The 16,506-nt window shown below is 64.8% G+C and carries 20 protein-coding genes; 10 read left to right on the forward strand and 10 right to left on the reverse strand.

Features of this window, described 5'->3' with window-relative positions; translation table 11 throughout:
* The first annotated feature begins 9 nt into the window (after nt 1–9).
* The gene (locus AAE027_RS13695) at nt 10–1,047 is read left to right on the forward strand and encodes a phenylacetaldoxime dehydratase family protein (protein ID WP_370985822.1); all 1,038 of its coding nucleotides are present in this window, start codon (nt 10–12) and stop codon (nt 1,045–1,047) included.
* 4 nt (nt 1,048–1,051) lie between these two features.
* On the opposite strand, the gene AAE027_RS13700 is transcribed toward AAE027_RS13695, so the two are convergent.
* Nucleotides 1,052–1,690, reverse strand: coding sequence for an HAD family hydrolase (locus AAE027_RS13700; protein ID WP_370985823.1), 639 nt, complete (start codon nt 1,688–1,690; stop codon nt 1,052–1,054).
* A gap of 89 nt (nt 1,691–1,779) precedes the next feature.
* Between AAE027_RS13700 and AAE027_RS13705 the strand changes: the two genes are divergently transcribed.
* From AAE027_RS13705 to tsaA, 4 genes are all read left to right on the forward strand, one after another.
* Nucleotides 1,780–2,733 carry a transglycosylase SLT domain-containing protein gene (locus AAE027_RS13705; RefSeq protein ID WP_370985824.1) on the forward strand — a complete coding sequence of 318 codons (954 nt, stop codon included), beginning with the start codon at nt 1,780–1,782 and terminating at the stop codon, nt 2,731–2,733.
* Nucleotides 2,734–2,958: 225 nt separating this feature from the next.
* A complete protein-coding gene (locus AAE027_RS13710; protein ID WP_370986052.1) occupies nt 2,959–3,696 on the forward strand; it encodes an AzlC family ABC transporter permease in 738 nt (245 codons plus the stop codon).
* Nucleotides 3,693–4,043: an AzlD domain-containing protein gene (locus tag AAE027_RS13715; protein ID WP_091889535.1), complete on the forward strand. Its 351-nt coding sequence runs from the start codon at nt 3,693–3,695 to the stop codon at nt 4,041–4,043. Before AAE027_RS13710 ends, AAE027_RS13715 begins: the two co-directional genes overlap by 4 nt.
* A gap of 31 nt (nt 4,044–4,074) precedes the next feature.
* Nucleotides 4,075–4,566: a tRNA (N6-threonylcarbamoyladenosine(37)-N6)-methyltransferase TrmO gene (gene tsaA, locus AAE027_RS13720; protein WP_091889533.1), complete on the forward strand. Its 492-nt coding sequence runs from the start codon at nt 4,075–4,077 to the stop codon at nt 4,564–4,566.
* A gap of 211 nt (nt 4,567–4,777) precedes the next feature.
* Here the strand turns inward: tsaA and AAE027_RS13725 are convergent, their stop codons facing one another.
* From AAE027_RS13725 to AAE027_RS13740, 4 genes are all read right to left on the reverse strand, one after another.
* Nucleotides 4,778–5,206 carry an HIT family protein gene (locus AAE027_RS13725; protein ID WP_249756425.1) on the reverse strand — a complete coding sequence of 143 codons (429 nt, stop codon included), beginning with the start codon at nt 5,204–5,206 and terminating at the stop codon, nt 4,778–4,780.
* Between the two features lie 60 nt (nt 5,207–5,266).
* Nucleotides 5,267–6,508, reverse strand: a complete 1,242-nt coding sequence (locus AAE027_RS13730; RefSeq protein WP_370985825.1) for a GNAT family N-acetyltransferase — start codon at nt 6,506–6,508, stop codon at nt 5,267–5,269.
* Nucleotides 6,509–6,720: 212 nt separating this feature from the next.
* Complete coding sequence (locus AAE027_RS13735) at nt 6,721–7,467, reverse strand: glycerophosphodiester phosphodiesterase (protein WP_370985826.1); 747 nt, start codon at nt 7,465–7,467, stop codon at nt 6,721–6,723.
* Between the two features lie 5 nt (nt 7,468–7,472).
* Complete coding sequence (locus AAE027_RS13740) at nt 7,473–7,940, reverse strand: RidA family protein (protein WP_018321130.1); 468 nt, start codon at nt 7,938–7,940, stop codon at nt 7,473–7,475.
* Between the two features lie 240 nt (nt 7,941–8,180).
* Here AAE027_RS13740 and AAE027_RS13745 point away from each other — a divergent pair, with 240 nt between their 5' ends.
* Together AAE027_RS13745 and AAE027_RS13750 are read left to right on the forward strand one after the other, a co-directional pair.
* Nucleotides 8,181–9,026: a cell envelope integrity EipB family protein gene (locus AAE027_RS13745; protein WP_370985827.1), complete on the forward strand. Its 846-nt coding sequence runs from the start codon at nt 8,181–8,183 to the stop codon at nt 9,024–9,026.
* A 207-nt stretch (nt 9,027–9,233) separates the two neighbouring features.
* On the forward strand, nt 9,234–9,635 hold the full coding sequence (locus AAE027_RS13750) for a RidA family protein (RefSeq protein ID WP_091899125.1): 402 nt from the start codon (nt 9,234–9,236) through the stop codon (nt 9,633–9,635).
* Between the two features lie 89 nt (nt 9,636–9,724).
* Here AAE027_RS13750 and AAE027_RS13755 read toward each other — a convergent pair whose 3' ends face one another.
* Entirely contained in the window at nt 9,725–10,132 is a 408-nt protein-coding gene (locus AAE027_RS13755; RefSeq protein WP_370985828.1) for an ACT domain-containing protein, read from the reverse strand.
* A gap of 199 nt (nt 10,133–10,331) precedes the next feature.
* On the opposite strand from AAE027_RS13755, the gene AAE027_RS13760 reads away from it, so the two are divergent.
* A complete protein-coding gene (locus AAE027_RS13760; RefSeq protein WP_008548553.1) occupies nt 10,332–10,487 on the forward strand; it encodes a hypothetical protein in 156 nt (51 codons plus the stop codon).
* Nucleotides 10,488–10,503: 16 nt separating this feature from the next.
* On the opposite strand, the gene AAE027_RS13765 is transcribed toward AAE027_RS13760, so the two are convergent.
* Complete coding sequence (locus AAE027_RS13765) at nt 10,504–11,793, reverse strand: DNA polymerase IV (protein WP_370985829.1); 1,290 nt, start codon at nt 11,791–11,793, stop codon at nt 10,504–10,506.
* The gene (locus tag AAE027_RS13770) at nt 11,790–12,101 is read right to left on the reverse strand and encodes a DUF3572 domain-containing protein (protein ID WP_370985830.1); all 312 of its coding nucleotides are present in this window, start codon (nt 12,099–12,101) and stop codon (nt 11,790–11,792) included. The genes AAE027_RS13765 and AAE027_RS13770 overlap by 4 nt, the downstream gene beginning before the upstream one ends.
* A gap of 240 nt (nt 12,102–12,341) precedes the next feature.
* Between AAE027_RS13770 and AAE027_RS13775 the strand changes: the two genes are divergently transcribed.
* Together AAE027_RS13775 and AAE027_RS13780 are read left to right on the forward strand one after the other, a co-directional pair.
* Nucleotides 12,342–12,707 carry a response regulator gene (locus AAE027_RS13775; protein ID WP_027553080.1) on the forward strand — a complete coding sequence of 122 codons (366 nt, stop codon included), beginning with the start codon at nt 12,342–12,344 and terminating at the stop codon, nt 12,705–12,707.
* Between the two features lie 14 nt (nt 12,708–12,721).
* A complete protein-coding gene (locus tag AAE027_RS13780) occupies nt 12,722–14,095 on the forward strand; it encodes a PleD family two-component system response regulator (RefSeq protein WP_091895936.1) in 1,374 nt (457 codons plus the stop codon).
* Between the two features lie 333 nt (nt 14,096–14,428).
* On the opposite strand, the gene AAE027_RS13785 is transcribed toward AAE027_RS13780, so the two are convergent.
* The gene (locus AAE027_RS13785; protein WP_370985831.1) at nt 14,429–15,292 is read right to left on the reverse strand and encodes a class I SAM-dependent methyltransferase; all 864 of its coding nucleotides are present in this window, start codon (nt 15,290–15,292) and stop codon (nt 14,429–14,431) included.
* 158 nt (nt 15,293–15,450) lie between these two features.
* Nucleotides 15,451–16,377 (reverse strand): NmrA family NAD(P)-binding protein, encoded by a 927-nt coding sequence (locus tag AAE027_RS13790; RefSeq protein WP_370985832.1) that lies wholly within the window; start codon nt 16,375–16,377, stop codon nt 15,451–15,453.
* Nucleotides 16,378–16,506 lie beyond the last annotated feature (129 nt).

Raw genomic sequence — 16,506 nt, forward strand, 5'->3', positions numbered from 1 at the left:
GGCACGATCATGGAATCCGCAATTCCTGCGCATCTCGAGGCCCCGCGCACGCGCCACAAGCGCGTGCCGGACGATTACCAGCCGCCATATCCTTCGTTCGTGGCGCGCTACAAGCCTGCCGTCGGCCGCGTCGTGATGGCCTATTTCGGCGTGCAATATCGCGGTGAGGCGCCGGCGGCGACGGACGCGTTGAAAGAAATCGCAGGGCTCTTCGCTGCGGAGAACGGTCCATCACATTGGGACCGCGCGCATTATGTCGATCGGTCTGGTCATGAGAACGTTGTCTCGGTGGCCTATTGGGACGATGTCGCGCGCTTCGATGCCTGGTTCGCACCGGCGCGCGAGGCCTGGACCGGACGACAGCGAGACGGCATCGGCACCTTCATCGAGGTGCTGCGGCCCGCTGTGGCACGGCACGAGACGCTGTTCTCCTCGGCTGACCGGCCCGAGGGGGTTGCCGCAATCGCCGGCGGCATGAGCGGCGAGGTGCAGGAGCACGCCTATTGGGGCGGCATGCGCGACCGCATCCCGCTGTCGCAGACCGATGCCATGACGCCCGGCGGCACCCCTGAGTTGATCCGCGATGGCGCGCGGCTGCGCGTCGTGGCGCACGACAATCTCTGCCTGATCCGCTCCGGGCAGGACTGGAGCGATACCGAGACATCCGAGCGCAACCTCTATCTCGACGACGTCGAGCCGGTGCTGCGCGAGGGCATGGATTTCCTGCGCGACGACGGCCTCGGCATCGGCTGCTACGCCAACCGCTACATGCGCGTGCTCGCGGCTGACGGCAGCGTCAGCGAAAAGTCCTATGGCCAGAGCTGGTGGAAGAGCCTCGCTGCGCTCGAACGCTGGGCGGAGTCGCATCCGACCCACGTCAAGATCTTCGGTGCGGCGATGAAATATCTGTCGACGCTCGGGCCGTCAGCCAAGCTGCGGCTCTATCACGAGGTGACGGTGGCCGCTGCCGACGAACAGTTCTTCGAATACCTGAACTGTCATCCAAAGACGGGCATGCTGGCAGCGGTGGAGACTGTCGGCGCCTGATAGGCTAGGTCACGCAATGGCCGAGCAGCTCGGGATGCGCGGCGCAGATGTGATGTGCGCCGGCCTCCTTTAGCTCGGCCTCGCTGCCATAGCCGTAGAGCACGCCGATGGCGGTCATGCCGTTGGTGCGGGCACCGACCACGTCATGACTGCGATCGCCGATCATGATGGCGTGATGCGGATCGACCCTGGCCTCATCGAGCGCGTAGCGGAGCAGGTCGCGCTTGTCGACGCGGGTGCCGTCGAGCTCGGAGCCGAACACGCGCTCGAAATACGGTTTCAGGCCGAAATGATCGACGATGCGCGTGGCATAGACGGCGGGCTTGCTGGTCGCCACGAACATGCGCTGACTTGTCGCTGCGAGCGTCGACAATGTGTCCGTAATTCCGCTGTAAGCCTCGTTCTCGAACAGCCCGATGTCGCTGAAGCGCTCGCGATAGAGCAGGAGCGCGCGGTCAGCGAGTTCATCGGTCCCGGTGAGCCTCTTGAGGCTGGCATGCAGCGGAGGGCCGATGCACCAGGTCAGTTCGTCCTCGCTCGGCACCGAAACGCCGAGCCGTTCCAGCGCGTACTGGATCGAGCGGGTGATCCCGGGCTTCGGGTTGGTCAGCGTGCCGTCGAGATCAAAAAAGATTGTCACCATCGGAGCGGGACCTGCGTTGATACTGCCGCTCGTTGCTAGTTGGCTGGGGTTCCAAGTCAAGGTCCGATTTGTCCGATAACGTCAATGCCATGCGAATAGCTCGGGTTATCGCTGTCCTGTGCCAGGCCCTCGTGCTGTCGCCGGCGCTGGCGGAGGAGGCGCCTCCGCCCGTCGCGCCTCCGAATGCCGAGGAACCCGCGAAGCCGGCGGAGAAACCGAAGGACGCCCGCGAGAGCGACACGCGGGAATCGCTCTGCCTGATCATTGAGGCAGCGGCGCGCGAGGCCAATCTGCCGCTGGAGTTTTTCGCCCGCGTGATCTGGCAGGAAAGCCGCTTCCAGTCCGACGCGGTCGGACCGCTGACCCGCAACGGCGAGCACGCACAAGGGATCGCGCAGTTCATGCCGGGCACTGCAAGCGAGCGCGGGCTGCTCAATCCGTTCAATCCGGTGCAGGCATTGCCGAAGTCGGCGGAGTTCTTGAACGAGCTGCGCAATCAGTTCGGCAATCTCGGCCTCGCGGCGGCCGCTTACAACGCAGGTCCGCGCAGGGTGCAGGAATGGCTCGCCGGCACGGGACCGATGCCGGAGCAGACCCGCAACTACGTCTTCGCCATCACTGGCACGAGCGTCGATGCCTGGGCCAAGGCAGGCAGCACCGGCAAGGGCCCGCCGAGTTCACCGCCGACGAGCTGCGGTGATCTGATGGCGCTGCTCAAGCGCGCGCCAAATCCGTTCGTCGCCGAGCTTGAGCAGCATGTCGAGCTTGCGGCGGCAAAGGTCTGGGGCGTGCAGCTCGCCGCCGGCTTCGACCGCAACAGGGCGCTGGCGATGTATTCCCGCGCGGTCACGCGGCTGAGCGCGGTGATCGGCGACCGCGATCCGAGCTTGCTGAGCTCAGTGATGCGCAGCCGCGGCACGCGCGCCTTCTATCAGGTACGCATCGGTGCCGACACGCGCGCCGAGGCGGACGATCTGTGCAATCGTATCCGCAAAGCGGGCGGTGCGTGCTTCGTGCTGAAGAACCGCGGTGTGAGTGGGTAGGGCTTGTCATTCCGGGGCGCGCCTCTTGGCGCGAGCCCGGAATCCATCGGGCCGCAGAGATCGTGGTGAAATGGATTCCGGGCTCGCGACTTTGTCGCGCCCCGGAATGACGTCGGCGGGTGCCCCGCGCCACGTGCGCATGCCAGCCCCGCCGCGGGCTTTCTTGACGTGCGTCGCCGTATCGCCCGTTATGAGGCACGATTCCTCTCCTCGACCAAACCTCCCGTGGCGCCTCCGCTCGATTCACCTCAATGGCAAAGCTCCTGGCGCGCCTTTGCATGGGGGCTGCGCTCGATCACGCAGACGATCCTCACCATCGTGCTGTTCGTGACCTATCTCGGCATCGGCGCGCTCGCCCACGACACCCATTTCAGCCTGCTCTGGGCGCTCGCCTCGACGTTGTTCGTCTGGGCGGGTCCTGCGCAGATTATCCTGATTACCACGCTTGGCTCGGGTGCCACCATCATCCAGTCGGCGATCGCGGTCACCGTCAGCGCCATCCGCCTGTTTCCGATGGTGGTCTCGGTGTTGCCGTTGATGCGCACGCCGACGACGAAACGGCGCGAGCTGATCTTCACCGCGCATCTCACCGCCGTCACGCTCTGGGTCGAATGCCACCGCTTCCTGCCGCTTGTGCCGCGCGAGCGGCGCATCGCCTTCGTCCACGGGCTCGGCTGCGGCCTGGTCTCGGTGTGCCTCACCGCCAACACGGTTGGCTATTTCCTCGCCGCCAACCTGACGCAGACGCTGGGAGCTGCGATCCTGCTGTTGACGCCGCTGTCGTTCCTGTTCTCGACCGCACGCAACAGCCGCGAGGTCGCCGATGTCGTCGCATTGACGCTCGGAATCCTGCTCTATCCGCTAGCGGCGAAAATGAACTCCGGCCTCGACATCCTCGTCAGCGGCGTCGTGGCTGGCACGATCGCCTATGGCGTGCATTGGTGGCGGGAGGTGCGCGCATGAGCTTTTCGCAGCTCATCGGCGACTGGCATGCGCTCGCCGTGCTCTTCGTCGCCGGCGTCGTTCCCAACCAGATCTGGCGCATGCTGGGCCTGTGGTTCGGCGGCGGCATCGACGAGGGCTCCGAGTTGCTGGTCTGGGTGCGGGCGGTCGCGACCGCGATCCTGGCCGGCGTCATCGCCCAGATCGTGGTCGAGCCGCCAGGGGCGCTTGCCAGCGTGCCGGATATCTTGCGCTATGGCGCGGTGGGAGCGGGGCTCGTCGTCTTCCTGCTGACCCGCCGCTCGATCTTTGCCGGCGTGGTCACGGGCGAAGTCTTCATGCTGGCCGGCAAGTGGTGGTTGGGCTAAAACCGCCGGCGAACAGCAAGGAACAGGAAATATGGTTCGCGAACAGGAGCTCCGCGAGGGCGAGGTCGCCATCGAACTGCCGCCCGCAGAGGATGCCGGCCTCGTCTTCATCGGCCGCATCCGCACCCCCTGGACGTCGCGGCTGGAGACGCCGCGGCAGGGGCGTCACGACGGCCCGGTGTGCCGGCTCGAAATATTCGAGCCGTTCGTGCCGGCCATCAAGGGCGTCGATTTCTACAGCAACCTCGAAGTGCTCTACTGGCTCGACAAGTCGCGCCGCGACATCATCCTGCAGAGCCCAAAGAACAACGAGAAGACCCGCGGCACGTTTTCGCTACGCTCACCGGTCCGGCCCAATCCGATCGGCACCTCGATCGTGAAGCTGGTCGGCATCGAGGGCAATGCGATCCTGGTGCGCGGACTCGACTGCCTCGACAACACGCCGCTGATCGACATCAAGCCGGACCGTTGCGAGTTCACGCCACTGGCGGCGCCGCAGAAGGGCGATTTCGAGACGGAGTGAAGTCTCTCCGCCGTCACTGCGAGGAGCCCTTGCGACGAAGCAATCCAGACCGTCTCCGCGGAAGCAGTCTGGATTGCTTCGCTTCGCTCGCAATGACGAGGAGGAGCCATCGTAGCCCGCATGGAGCGAAGCGGAATGCGGGGACAGTCCCGGATTGCGCTTCGCTCCATCCGGGCTACGGGGCGCGCCCCGGAATGACGAGCGGAGAGATCTACCCCGCCTTCAACGCCGCCATCAGCTTGGCTGCGTGCTGTTCCAGCACCTTGGTGTCTTCCTTGCGGCTCGCGGGCGGCAGCATGGCGACACCGTCGCGGCGCGGCATCACGTGCATGTGGAGATGAAACACCACCTGTCCGCCGGCGGGCTCGTTGAACTGCTGCACGGTGATTCCGTCGGCTTCGAACGCCTTCATCGCTGCCGCCGCGATCTTGTGCGCGCCGCGGGCGACATGGGCGAAGTCGTCCGGTCTGATGTCGAGGATGTTGCGGGCAGCGGCCTTCGGGATCACCAGCGTGTGGCCAGGCACGCGCGGCATGATGTCGAGAAAGGCGAAGACGTGCTCGTCCTCGTACACCTTGTAGCAGGGCAGCTCGCCGCGCAGGATCTTTGCGAAGATGTTGTTGGTGTCGTAGGCGGTCATGCTAGCTCCTCGGCGGCTCCTCGAGATTTTGCGCTTACTGTCACCAGCAACGGCGAGGCGTCAAGGCGCCTCGTCGGCGCCTTTGCGGAACGGGCCGAGCTCGGCGAGCTCGCGTCCGGCTTCCGCAACATAGGCGCGCTCGCGCTTGAGATAGTCGTCGATGGCGCGCCGCAGGCCCGGATCGGCGATGAAGTGGGCGGAATAGGTCGTCTTCGGCAGATAGCCGCGTGCGATCTTGTGCTCGCCCTGCGCGCCGGCCTCGACGTGCCGGAGGCCGCGCTTGATGGCGAAATCGATCGCCTGATAGTAGCAGACCTCGAAATGCAGGAACGGATGATGCTCGACCGCGCCCCAGTTGCGGCCGAACAGCGTGTCTGAGCCGATGAAGTTGATCGCGCCCGCGATCCAGCGATTGTTGCGGCGGGCCATCACCAGCAGCACGTCCTCGCTCATGGTCTCGCCGATCAGCGAGAAGAACTCGCGCGTCAGATACGGCCGGCCCCATTTGCGCGAGCCGGTCTCCATGTAGAATTCGAAGAACGCGTCCCAGGCATCCTCGGTGATGTCTTTGCCCGTGAGCCAGTGGATGGTGATGCCGGCGGCGAGCGCATCGCGTCGCTCGCGCTTGATCGACTTGCGGTGGCGCGAGTTCAGCGTCGCCAGGAAGTCATCGAAGCTGGCAAAGCCGTCATTATGCCAGTGGAACTGCTGGTCGGTGCGCTGGAGGAAACCGTGCTTGGCGAGCAGCTTCCATTCGGCCTCGCGGGCGAAGGTGACGTGCACCGAGGAGGCCTTGCTGACCCCGCTTAGCGCCACCAGCCCGCTCGCCAGGGCCTCGGCGATCCGCTCGCGGTCGACACCGTCGCGGACCAGCAGACGCGGTCCTGTGGCCGGGGTGAACGGAACCGAGACCTGGAGCTTCGGATAGTACCGCCCGCCGGCGCGCTCATAGGCGTCCGCCCAGCCGCGGTCGAAGACATATTCGCCCTGCGAGTGCGACTTGAGATAGCAGGGCACTACGCCGGCGACGCGACCGTCGAGCTTGGCCACGAGATGCCGCGGTCCCCAGCCGGTGCGGATCGTCGCTGAGCCCGATTTCTCAGCGGCGGAGAGAAATGCGTGTGAGACGAACGGGTTATAGGCCGACTTTAAGAGACCAGCGGAATCGCCTGGAAGGGCGGATGAGGTTCCCGTGCCATTCCCATTGCAAGCCTTGCCCGGATTGGCGCAGGCGTCCCAATCCTCCGGTGCCACTTCGCCAATCGAAGGTACGGCCTCGAGCGTGATTTCGGATGATGCCATCGTCCCCAAGATCGTGCATTGCAGCAGCGACTTCAAGGGTGGGGAACGCCTCTCTCGTGCCCCGGACGCAGCGCAGCGCTCCTTCAGCGGGGCGCTGCAGAGCCGGGACCCTTGTGGCAGCACGTTCGCGGAGGGATGGGTCCCGGCTCTGCGCCGCAACGCTTGGAGCGTTGCAGCTTGTCCGGGACACGAGCGCGTTCGCATGCCGTACCCTACGGCACGAACCCCTCAAAAATCATCTGATCGGCATGCTGCTCGACCCGCGTCCGCTGCTCCGGCGTGCGTACGGTCCAGCCGAGCAGGGCACAGCCGAAGACGTTGCGGGCAATCCAGGGGGCGGGGGCCGGCAGATGGTCGACTTTGAACGCCACGAAGTGGGGCTGGGTCTGCAAGCCGTGACGCAGGTACAGCATGCTGTCGCGCTGCGCCTGCGTCAGCTTGGCCCAGTACTCGTCCTCATAGGTCCGCTGCGCGACGATGCCGCGCGGGCGCGAGGGCAGCAGCTCGCGTAGCGCCAGCACCTGGTCGGGATCGAAGGACATGCCGACGGCGGGACCGTCATAGGACGCCAGCACCTCGGCCATCCGCTCCACCAGCTTGCGGTCGCCGACAAAATGGCTCTTCACCTCGATCACCAGCGGTACCCGGCCGGCGACCAGGGCGCAGAGGTCGCCGAGCGACATCATCCGCTCCGGCGTGTCCTTGAACTTGATGGCTTTCAGCTCGGCCGCGGTCTTCTCGATCACCTCTCCGGTGGCCTCGGTGAGGCGGCCGAGCGCGTGGTCGTGATGCACCATGGCCTCGCCGTCGGCGGAGAGCTGGATATCGACCTCGATCGAAAAATTGCCTGCGATGGCGGCCTGGACCGCGCCCGGCATGTTTTCCACGATGCCACGTGAAATGTCATGCAGGCCGCGATGGGCGACCGGCCGGGCTGTCAGCCAATCCGGAGCGCGCATTCGTGTCAGGCGACCTCGAACACGCCGTCGACCTCGACCGCCGCATCGGCAGGCAGCGAGGCGACCCCGACGGTGGTGCGGGCATGGCGGCCCTTGTCACCGAAGGCCGCGACCATCAGGTCGGAAGCACCGTTCAGCACCTTGGGCCCGTCCAGGAAGTCGGGCGCCGAGTTGATGAAACCGCCGAGGCGGACCACGCGCACGACCTTGTCGAGGTCGCCGAGCGCGGCCTTGACCTGGGCCAGCAGATTTACCGCGCAGCCGCGGGCGGCCGCAGCGCCGTCTTCGATCGAGACGCCGGCACCCAGCTTGCCCTTGGCGATCAGCTTGCCGGCGGGATCGAAGCAGACTTGGCCGGAGACGAACAGCAAATTGCCGGTGCGTACGAACGGCACATAGTTGGCGACGGGAGTGGGGGCTTCATGCAGCTTGATGCCTTGTTCCGCCAGTTTCTGCTCGACTGTGCCAGCCATGTTCGACCTCGTTGTCCAAGAATTCATCTGCCCCGACGCCTCTGGAGGCCGGCGGCCCTGTTTCGCTCATCGTGCCGCCACATGCAAGCAACCGGAGGGACTGCATTTTGTTGAGGCAGGGGAGGAGGTTCAACGCGGAGCCGCAACTTTACGTGAAACGGCCTCAGTTGCGACGCAATGGATCGGTCATTAAAATGTCTAATCTGCGCTTCCCCAAGGACGCATCCTCAAGGAACAGACATGGTGCACCTTTTCCGGACTTCGCTCGGTGTGATGGCGCTCGCGGCGGCCACTGTCGGCCTTGGCGGCGGGGCGCAGGCCGCCAAGGGTCCGTTCCTCGCGCACCAGGCGCTTTATGACCTCAGCCTCGTGAAATCGCGCTCCAACTCGGTCAACAGTGCCCGCGGCCGCATCCTCTACAATTTCACGGGGAATGCCTGCGAGGGTTATACCTCGGAATTCCGCCAGGTCTCCGAGCTCGACAGCGGCGAGGGTAAGGTCACGCTGAGCGACCTCCGCTCCAATTCCTGGGAGGACGCCGCCGGCAAGAGCTACCGCTTCAACATCGAGACGCGCATGAACGAGGCGGATGCCGGCCGCGTCGACGGCTCAGCCGAGCGCGACGGCGACCACATCAACGTCAAGCTGAAACTGCCGGCGCCGAAGACATTTACCCTCGACGGCAAGATCGTATTCCCGACCGAGCAGATCCAGCGCATCATCGCTGCGGCCAACGAAGGCAAGTCGCTGCTCGAGCTCTCCGTCTATGACGGCTCCGACGATGGCCAGAAGGTCTACAACACACTGACCGTGATCGGCCAGCCGATCCCGGCCGACCGTGCCACCGCGTCCGACCCGTCGATCTCCGACGAGCATATGAAATCGCTCAAGCGCTGGCCCGTCACCGTCAGTTACTTCGACCGCGAGGCCCAGCAGAAGGAAGGCGAGCAGACGCCGGTCTACGCGATGGCGTTCGAGCTCTACGAGAACGGCGTCTCCCGCCAGCTCGTGCTCGACTACAACGATTTCGTGATCTCCGGCGCGATGGGCAAGTTCGACGTGAAGGACAGCAAGCCCTGTAATTGAGGGACCTGTCTCTCCTCCGTCATTGCGAGCCACCGGGTCCGCGCGCAGCGCGGCCCGATGACAGGCTCCGCGAAGCAATCCAGAATCTCTCCGCGGAAAAATTCTGGATTGTTTCGTCGCAAGAGCTCCTCGCAATGACGGGGCTGGCTCTCCGCGCGCTCTCCAGCTACGCTCCTCCCAACCACAAACATCCGGGAGGCCAGTACCATGCCCAAGCTCGACCATCTCCGCCCCAGCGGGCTGCATCACAATCCCGCCTATTCCCACGTCGTCACTGCTACCGGCGCGCGCACCATCTACATCTCCGGTCAGGTGTCGGTGGACGAGGAGGGGCGGATCGTCGGCGAGGGCGATATTGCCGCGCAGACGACGCAGGTGATGCAGAATCTCGGCCACGCGCTGAAAGCGGCGGGGGCGAGCTACGCCAACATCGTCAAGATCACGACCTTCGTCGTGAACTACAAGCCGGAGCTGCGCCCCATCATCGGCAAAGCCCGCTCCGTCTTCTTCGAAGGTATGGAGCCGCCGGCCTCTACGCTTGTCGGTGTCTCCGCGCTCGCCGCGCCGGAATGGCTGATCGAGATCGAGGCGGTGGCCGTCGCGGATTGAGGTCTCTCTTGTAGCCCGGATGGAGCGAAGCGTAATCCGGGTCTGCTGCTAGGATGCGCTGTCCTGGATTGCGCTTCGCTCCATCCGGGCTACGAGTGTCTCGCGCCAGACATCTTCTGTAGAACAGCCATCGCTTCGTCAGCCCTGTCCACGGGCACGAAGAGGTGATCGTGATGGAAGGCCGAAACGGCATTCACGCTGATGCCAGCTGCGGCGAGATGGGCTGTGATCGCAGCCAGGAAGCCGACCGCGTCCAGCGACGAATGAACCGTCAGAGTGATCAGGCGCGAGGCGAACTCGTAGCGCAGGCCTGCCGCTTCGGCCTCTTCGAGAGCGATCACCAGCGTTGTTCCTTCGCGTTCGCGGAACGTCAGCATCGGACTGATGGTGGCTGGAATGCTCGCGCTGGGCGCAAGCGTGCAAAACACGAAGATGCCGTTCAGGATCTCCGGCTTCATGTTACTCAGCAGCGCGTCGAGATCGCGTTCGCCTGTCACGGTGCCAGCCCCTGAACCGGCAGGATCGTTTGAGCCCTCGCGAAGCTATCGGCGACAGAGGCTGTTGGAGCCATGGTCAACATACCTTTGTATATCTCCTCTAATCCTTCTCATACGCTGACCTTACGCTGGTAGAATTGAGCCACGGCGGGAGATTCTTACAATTTGAGTCCACTCGGGTCACTGCGAGGAGGCTCAAATGAACGTCGTCATTCGAAAGCTCAACGGCCTGTGGCACCTCATCGTCGGGTCTTGTCAGATCCGAACGCCGTTCCTGGAAACTCAGGATCGGCAGTTGGTCGTTCAGTATGCCCGGCGCGCCTATCCGGGTGCACGGATCTTCGAACGCGACTGAGTTGACCAGGACTCGATCACTCCTGCGCCTTCTCCGGCCCCTCATACGCAATGCCGCGGATCACCGCGGCACTGCCGAACTTCTTGCGCAGACTGTCCACCGCGCGCTCGGCGTGCGCGGCGCGGCGGTCGAGCATGTCGGTGTCGTCGGAGACCGAGCCGTCGCGCAGCGCGCTGACGCCGGCGCCCATCAGGCGGAAGGCGGTGCCGTCGATCTCTTTCGCCAGCATCTCGCGGCAGATCGAGAAGATCTTTGCGGCGAGCTGCGTCGGGGCGGCGATCGACTGTGAGCGCGTGCGCTCGCGGAAATCGGCGGTCTTCAGCTTCAGCGTGACGGTCGAGCCGGCGAGCTCGCTGCTCTTGAGACGCGACGACGTCTTCTCGCATAGCCGCCACAAGATTTTCTCCAGCGTCGCGAAATCGCGGATGTCGCTCTCGAATGTGGTCTCGCTGGAAATCGTCTTGGCGCCGCGATCAGGCTCGACGCGGCGGTCGTCGATGCCGCGCGCGAGCCGCCATAGCCGGCGGCCGTCACTCGGAAACTGCCGCATCATCTCGATCTCGTCGGCCTTCTGCAGATCGGCGATGATGCGGAAGCCGCGCTGCACGAGACGCTCCTGCGTGGCCGGTCCGACGCCAAAGATGAAGCCGACCGGCCTCGAAGCCAGCATCAAGCGCGCTTCGTCCTGGTCGAGCGCGGCAAAGCCGCGCGGCTTGTCGAGGTCGGAGGCGATCTTGGCCAAGAACTTGTTGCAGGACAGGCCGACCGAGACGGTGATGCCGATGTCGCGCTCGATCTCGCGCGCAAAGCGCGCCAGCACCTTTGCCGGGATCATGCCGTGGACGCGCTCGGTGCCGGACAGATCGAGGAAGGCCTCGTCGATCGAGAGCGGCTCGACCAGCGGCGTCAGCGCCTGCATGGACTGGCGCACCTCGCGGCCGACCCGGACGTACTTCGACATGTCGGGCGGGATCACGGTGGCGTGCGGGCAGGCCTCCAGAGCCTTGAACATCGGCATGGCCGAGCGCACGCCATAGGTGCGGGCGATGTAGCAGGCAGCCGACACCACGCCGCGCTTGCCTCCGCCGATGATGACGGGCTTATCGGCGATAGCAGGATCGTCGCGCTTCTCGACGGTCGCATAGAAGGCGTCGCAGTCGATATGGGCGATGGTCAGGCCCGCGAGCGCGCGGTGGCGGACCAGGCGAGGGGATCCGCAGGCGGAACAGCGCCTCACGCCCATATCCAGATCGGCCAGACAATCCCGGCAGAAGCAACGGGGCCCGGCCGGATCGGGTTCGGTCACGGCACGTCGCGCTCCCAGGAGGGGTCGCCGAGCGCGTCGCCCAGCACCTGCCGCGCCGCGGCAACGTTGGTCGGATGCAGTTCCGCGGTCTTCGCAAAGGCCTTCACGGTCTCGTCATCGCGCAGCACGAAATCGAGCACGCTGAGCAGGAAATTGGGGTCGGAGGCGGCATTGCGCAGGGTGTCCGGACCGACCCCTGTCTCAGCCAGGAACAGGCCCAGCCGCTCGGGCTCGCCGGCGACGAAGGACAGGGCCTGAATCGCAACGATTTCAGCGACTTCGCGGGGGTTGTGAACAGGCTTTTTCACGGGGCCGGTTTGCCTTTCCGTTAACTTTCGGTCTCTAATTTGGAATCATCATGCCCGAGTCTTCGCCTCGAGTCTTGCGAGCCCGACAAGCAACTGGAAACCACATCGCAGAAAGTCGGCCCTCGGGTTTAACGAAACTAGAGCGAATCTGGGGCTAGTTTGAATCCAGTTTTCGAAGCGCCGGCGAGCGGCGCCTGAGGCGTCACATGTATGGGTCTGCGGACCAATCAGGAGGGCGGGATGGCTAAGACCGTCCTGATCGTGGAAGACAACGAGCTCAACATGAAGCTCTTCCGCGACCTGTTGGAGGCGCACGGTTACCAGACCTCCGGCACCAGCAACGGCTACGAGGCGCTCGACCTCGTGCGCAAGATGCGGCCCGACCTCGTGCTGATGGATATCCAATTGCCGCAGGTCTCGGGCCTCGAGGTGACGCGCTGGATCAAGGACGATCCGGAGCTGCGCACTATTCCCGTCGTCGCGGTCACCGCCTTCGCGATGAAGGGCGACGAAGAGCGCATCCGCGAGGGCGGCTGCGAAGCCTATTTGTCCAAGCCGATCTCGGTCGGCAAATTCATTGAGACGGTCCGGCGTTTTATCGGATAGGAAGTGAGTTCAAAGTGTCCGCGCGTATCCTGGTTGTCGATGACGTTCCTGCCAACGTCAAGCTCCTCGAAGCCCGCCTGTCTGCCGAATATTTCGACGTGATGACTGCGGCGAACGGCGCCGAGGCGCTGGCGATCAGCCGGCGCGCCGAATGCGACATCATCCTGCTCGACGTGATGATGCCCGACATGGACGGCTTCGAAGTTTGCCGCCGCCTGAAGACGGACCCTGCCACCCACCACATTCCCGTCGTGATGGTCACCGCGCTCGACAGCCCGTCCGACCGCAACCGCGGACTTGAAGCCGGCGCCGACGATTTTCTGACAAAACCCGTCTCCGACGTGGTGCTGATCGCGCGCGTGCGCTCGCTGACGCGGCTGAAGATGATGACCGATGAGCTGCGCATGCGCGCCATCACCTCGCTCGAGATCGGCATGCAGGCGCCGGAGCGCAGCGCGGTGGCCGACACCGGCAAGGGCGGCCGCATCCTGCTGGTCGACGACCGCGAGTCCTCCTATGAGCGGCTGGCGACGATCCTCGCCGCCGAGCACACCATCGACGTCGAGCCGAACCCGACGGAAGCGCTGTTTCACGCCGCCGAGGGCAATTACGACCTCTTGATCGTCTCGCTCGATCTCAACAATTTCGATGGCCTGCGGCTCTGCAGCCAGGCACGCTCGCTGGAGCGCACGCGCCACGTGCCGATCCTGGCAATCGCCGACCCCGAGAACTCGACGCGGCTGCTCCGCGGCCTCGAGATCGGCGTCAACGACTATCTGCTGCGCCCCATCGACAAGACCGAGCTGCTGGCGCGGGCCCGAACCCAGATCCGCCGCCGCCGCTACACCGATCACCTGCGCGACAACGTGCAGAACTCGATCGAGATGGCGATCACCGACGCGCTCACCGGGCTGCACAATCGCCGTTACATGGAGAGTCATCTGGCGACGCTCGCCGAGCAGGCCGCGACCCGCGGCAAGCCGCTCGCGCTGATGATTTTGGACATCGATTACTTCAAGTCGATCAACGACAATTACGGCCATGACGCCGGTGACGACGTGCTGCGCGAATTCGCGGTGCGGGTGCGCAAGTCGATCCGCGGCATTGACCTTGCCTGCCGCTATGGCGGCGAGGAGTTCGTCATCGTGATGCCCGAGACGGATCTCCACGTCGCCGGCATGGTCGCCGAGCGCCTGCGCCGCTCGATCGCAGGCGAGCCGTTTGCGATCCACAAGGGGACGAAGCGCATCGAGGTCACGATCTCGATCGGCCTGACCACGCTGGAGCAGAAGGGCGAGGCCGTCGCCGACGTCCTCAAGCGTGCCGACACCGCGCTCTACCGCGCCAAGCACGACGGCCGCAACCGCGTGGTGTCGCAGGCGGCGTGAGCTGCCGATACAAAAAGTGCGAAAACAACCCCATGCACAGTAGCCGGCGGTAGCAAGATCAACGGCTTACGCGAGGAGCAGCGCGGTTTGCGCTGGCGGCAGCGCCATTTGACACGTCGGGCAAAACAGGGGCATTCTGCCATCATCCCGAACATGTCCTACAAACTCCGCTGTCATTCCCCGCGCATGCGGGGAATCCAGTACGCCGCGGCCTTTCGGTTCTAGGGCGCGTACTCATAAATCGCTTTGCTCCGACACCGCGGATACGCCCTCATCTGATCCCGCTGACCGGCCAAAGGCCACCGAGCGGGGGCGTCTTCCCCTCTTAATCCCTCAGCTTGCCGGATTGCGCGCAGTGACGATCCACGTCGCGCTCTCGATCATTAGCGACCGCTCACCGGGGCGGCCCGCGAAGGCGGCACGAACCGCGGCCGAGGCGCGAGCGCGGATGTCGTCGGGCTGATCGGCGAGCACGCGCGACAGCGGGCCGACCTCGATCGCCATCTTCACCGCGTCGTCGATCGCCGCGTCCCGCGTCGCGCCCTCGCCAAACGGGACAAGAGCATCGAAAGGCGCGATAGCGATATTGGTGAACCCGGCCGCCGTCAGGATCCGACCCACCCGCCTCGGGTCGCCGAACGAGAATGGACCGGGCGCTTCGGGATCGGGCGGCGCCGTCAGCGGGACGATGCCTCTGATCGCGCCCATCGGCAGGCGCATCCAATCGTTCTCGGCCGCGCCGCGCCAACAGACGAATGCGACCCGGCCGCCCGGTTGGAGCGCGTGGCGCATATGGGCGAACGCCCCTGTCGGATCTTCGAAGAACATCACCCCGAAACGCGAGAACAAAATGTCGAACGCCCCCTCGGGCAGCTCGGCGCTGCTGGCGTCGGCCACGCGGAACCGGGCCGGCGTATCCTGTGGCGCAAGCGCGCGCGCTCGGGCGATCAGTGGTTCGGATATGTCCACGCCCAGCACTTGGCCCCCCGCGCCGACGAGGGCGGCCAGAGCCAGGCTCGACGCGCCCGCGCCGCAGCCGACGTCCAGCACGCGCTCGCCCGTCGCGGGCGCGGCGGCTTCGATCGCGGCCTGGCCGAACACCGCCAGCCTGGCGTCGAGCCGGGCCTGGTGGGCGACCCAGCGCTCCCCGCTTTGGCCATTCCAGTCGGCGACCCGATCGCCCTTGTGCTGTGCCATGACATATCCTTGTTCTGCTTCGTTCTTAACTAAGCGTCCGATGCAAAAGCGCGCATCGTCTCCAGCGGTCCCGCCTCCAGCTACCCGATCACTGGGCGCAGCGGCGACCGCCGGGCACTTCCGAGATGATGCATTTCATCCGGCCTACAAGCGAAAGATTACGGCTTGCGCGCGTCTGCCTTCAGAAAGTCGTTCTGATGCGCGCGAACGAAGTCCTCGATCGACATCGGCGGCACACCAGTCAGCAGGTCCACATCGCCCGAGGATCGGTCGTATCGGCCGTCCCGGTGCAGCAGTGCCATCGACTCCAAGTGCGCGACCACGTGTGCGGATGCGCCAATGGATCGCAGGCTCTCCAGCCAGGGCTCCAACGGAATGTTCTTGTAGGTGATTGGACGCCCCAAGACTCTTGTGAAATCTTCGGCGACCTCGCGAAGCGTCTCCGCACGGGGACCGGTCAGCTCGTATACCTTTCCAAGGTGAGACTCGGGATTGGCCAACACCTCTGTCACGCACCGCGCAACATCGTGGGCGGCGATTGGCGACGTCTTTCCCTCTCCGAAGGGCAACATCAGCGCGTCCTGAGCGGTGACCGTCGGAACGGCAAATCGCCAGAAGAACGCGTCCATGAAGGCGGTCGGACGCATCGTGACCACCGGCAAGCCGCTCCACTGCAAGACCTGTTCGGCCAGCCAGTGCTGCTTGTGCTGCGGGCTGCGCGCGGTCTCGCGGATGCTCATCTCCGAGACCGTCATCTGCGACATGTTGACGAATGCTTCGACGCCATGGTGTCGGGCAACCACCGCCACGTTCGTCGTAGCCTCGAGATACTTCTCGTTGACCGACATGCTGAAGTACAGGCGCTTGCAGCCATCCACGGCGCGGTGCACCGCGTCCAGGTCGAACAGATCTCCGACGATCACCTCGGCACCAAGTGCCCTCAGCGATTCCGCCCGGCCGTCATCCTGGCGGACCATGGCGCGCACCTTCAGCCCGCGCTCCAGCAGAGACTTCGTCACGCTCGGTCCGATCGCGCCAACTTGGCCAGCGGCACCGGTGACAAGGATGGGATGGGAGTGTTTCATGTCAAGGTTTCCGCGAGACCGATACCGGCGCTCCCGCCCGTGACGAGAATGGTGTGACCGGACAACTTCACTGGCGACTCCTGGAATTGGTGTTGAATTGATTGACGGGGCTGTTCGAGGCCGATCACC

Origin of the sequence: Bradyrhizobium sp. DN3 (assembly GCF_041357655.1) — a bacterium.
Classification (GTDB): Bacteria; Pseudomonadota; Alphaproteobacteria; order Rhizobiales; family Xanthobacteraceae; genus Bradyrhizobium.

Bases quoted from the DNA above. Each gene is read 5' to 3' on its own strand.
- AAE027_RS13785 (WP_370985831.1), bottom strand. From the start codon at position 15,292: ATGGCACAGCACAAGGGCGATCGGGTCGCCGACTGGAATGGCCAAAGC.
- tsaA (WP_091889533.1), top strand. From the start codon at position 4,075: ATGGTTCGCGAACAGGAGCTCCGCGAGGGCGAGGTCGCCATCGAACTG.
- AAE027_RS13775 (WP_027553080.1), top strand. From the start codon at position 12,342: ATGGCTAAGACCGTCCTGATCGTGGAAGACAACGAGCTCAACATGAAG.
- AAE027_RS13730 (WP_370985825.1), bottom strand. From the start codon at position 6,508: ATGGCATCATCCGAAATCACGCTCGAGGCCGTACCTTCGATTGGCGAA.
- AAE027_RS13750 (WP_091899125.1), top strand. From the start codon at position 9,234: ATGCCCAAGCTCGACCATCTCCGCCCCAGCGGGCTGCATCACAATCCC.
- AAE027_RS13790 (WP_370985832.1), bottom strand. From the start codon at position 16,377: ATGAAACACTCCCATCCCATCCTTGTCACCGGTGCCGCTGGCCAAGTT.
- AAE027_RS13700 (WP_370985823.1), bottom strand. From the start codon at position 1,690: ATGGTGACAATCTTTTTTGATCTCGACGGCACGCTGACCAACCCGAAG.
- AAE027_RS13715 (WP_091889535.1), top strand. From the start codon at position 3,693: ATGAGCTTTTCGCAGCTCATCGGCGACTGGCATGCGCTCGCCGTGCTC.
- AAE027_RS13760 (WP_008548553.1), top strand. From the start codon at position 10,332: ATGAACGTCGTCATTCGAAAGCTCAACGGCCTGTGGCACCTCATCGTC.
- AAE027_RS13735 (WP_370985826.1), bottom strand. From the start codon at position 7,467: ATGCGCGCTCCGGATTGGCTGACAGCCCGGCCGGTCGCCCATCGCGGC.
- AAE027_RS13745 (WP_370985827.1), top strand. From the start codon at position 8,181: ATGGTGCACCTTTTCCGGACTTCGCTCGGTGTGATGGCGCTCGCGGCG.
- AAE027_RS13725 (WP_249756425.1), bottom strand. From the start codon at position 5,206: ATGACCGCCTACGACACCAACAACATCTTCGCAAAGATCCTGCGCGGC.
- AAE027_RS13740 (WP_018321130.1), bottom strand. From the start codon at position 7,940: ATGGCTGGCACAGTCGAGCAGAAACTGGCGGAACAAGGCATCAAGCTG.
- AAE027_RS13695 (WP_370985822.1), top strand. From the start codon at position 10: ATGGAATCCGCAATTCCTGCGCATCTCGAGGCCCCGCGCACGCGCCAC.
- AAE027_RS13705 (WP_370985824.1), top strand. From the start codon at position 1,780: ATGCGAATAGCTCGGGTTATCGCTGTCCTGTGCCAGGCCCTCGTGCTG.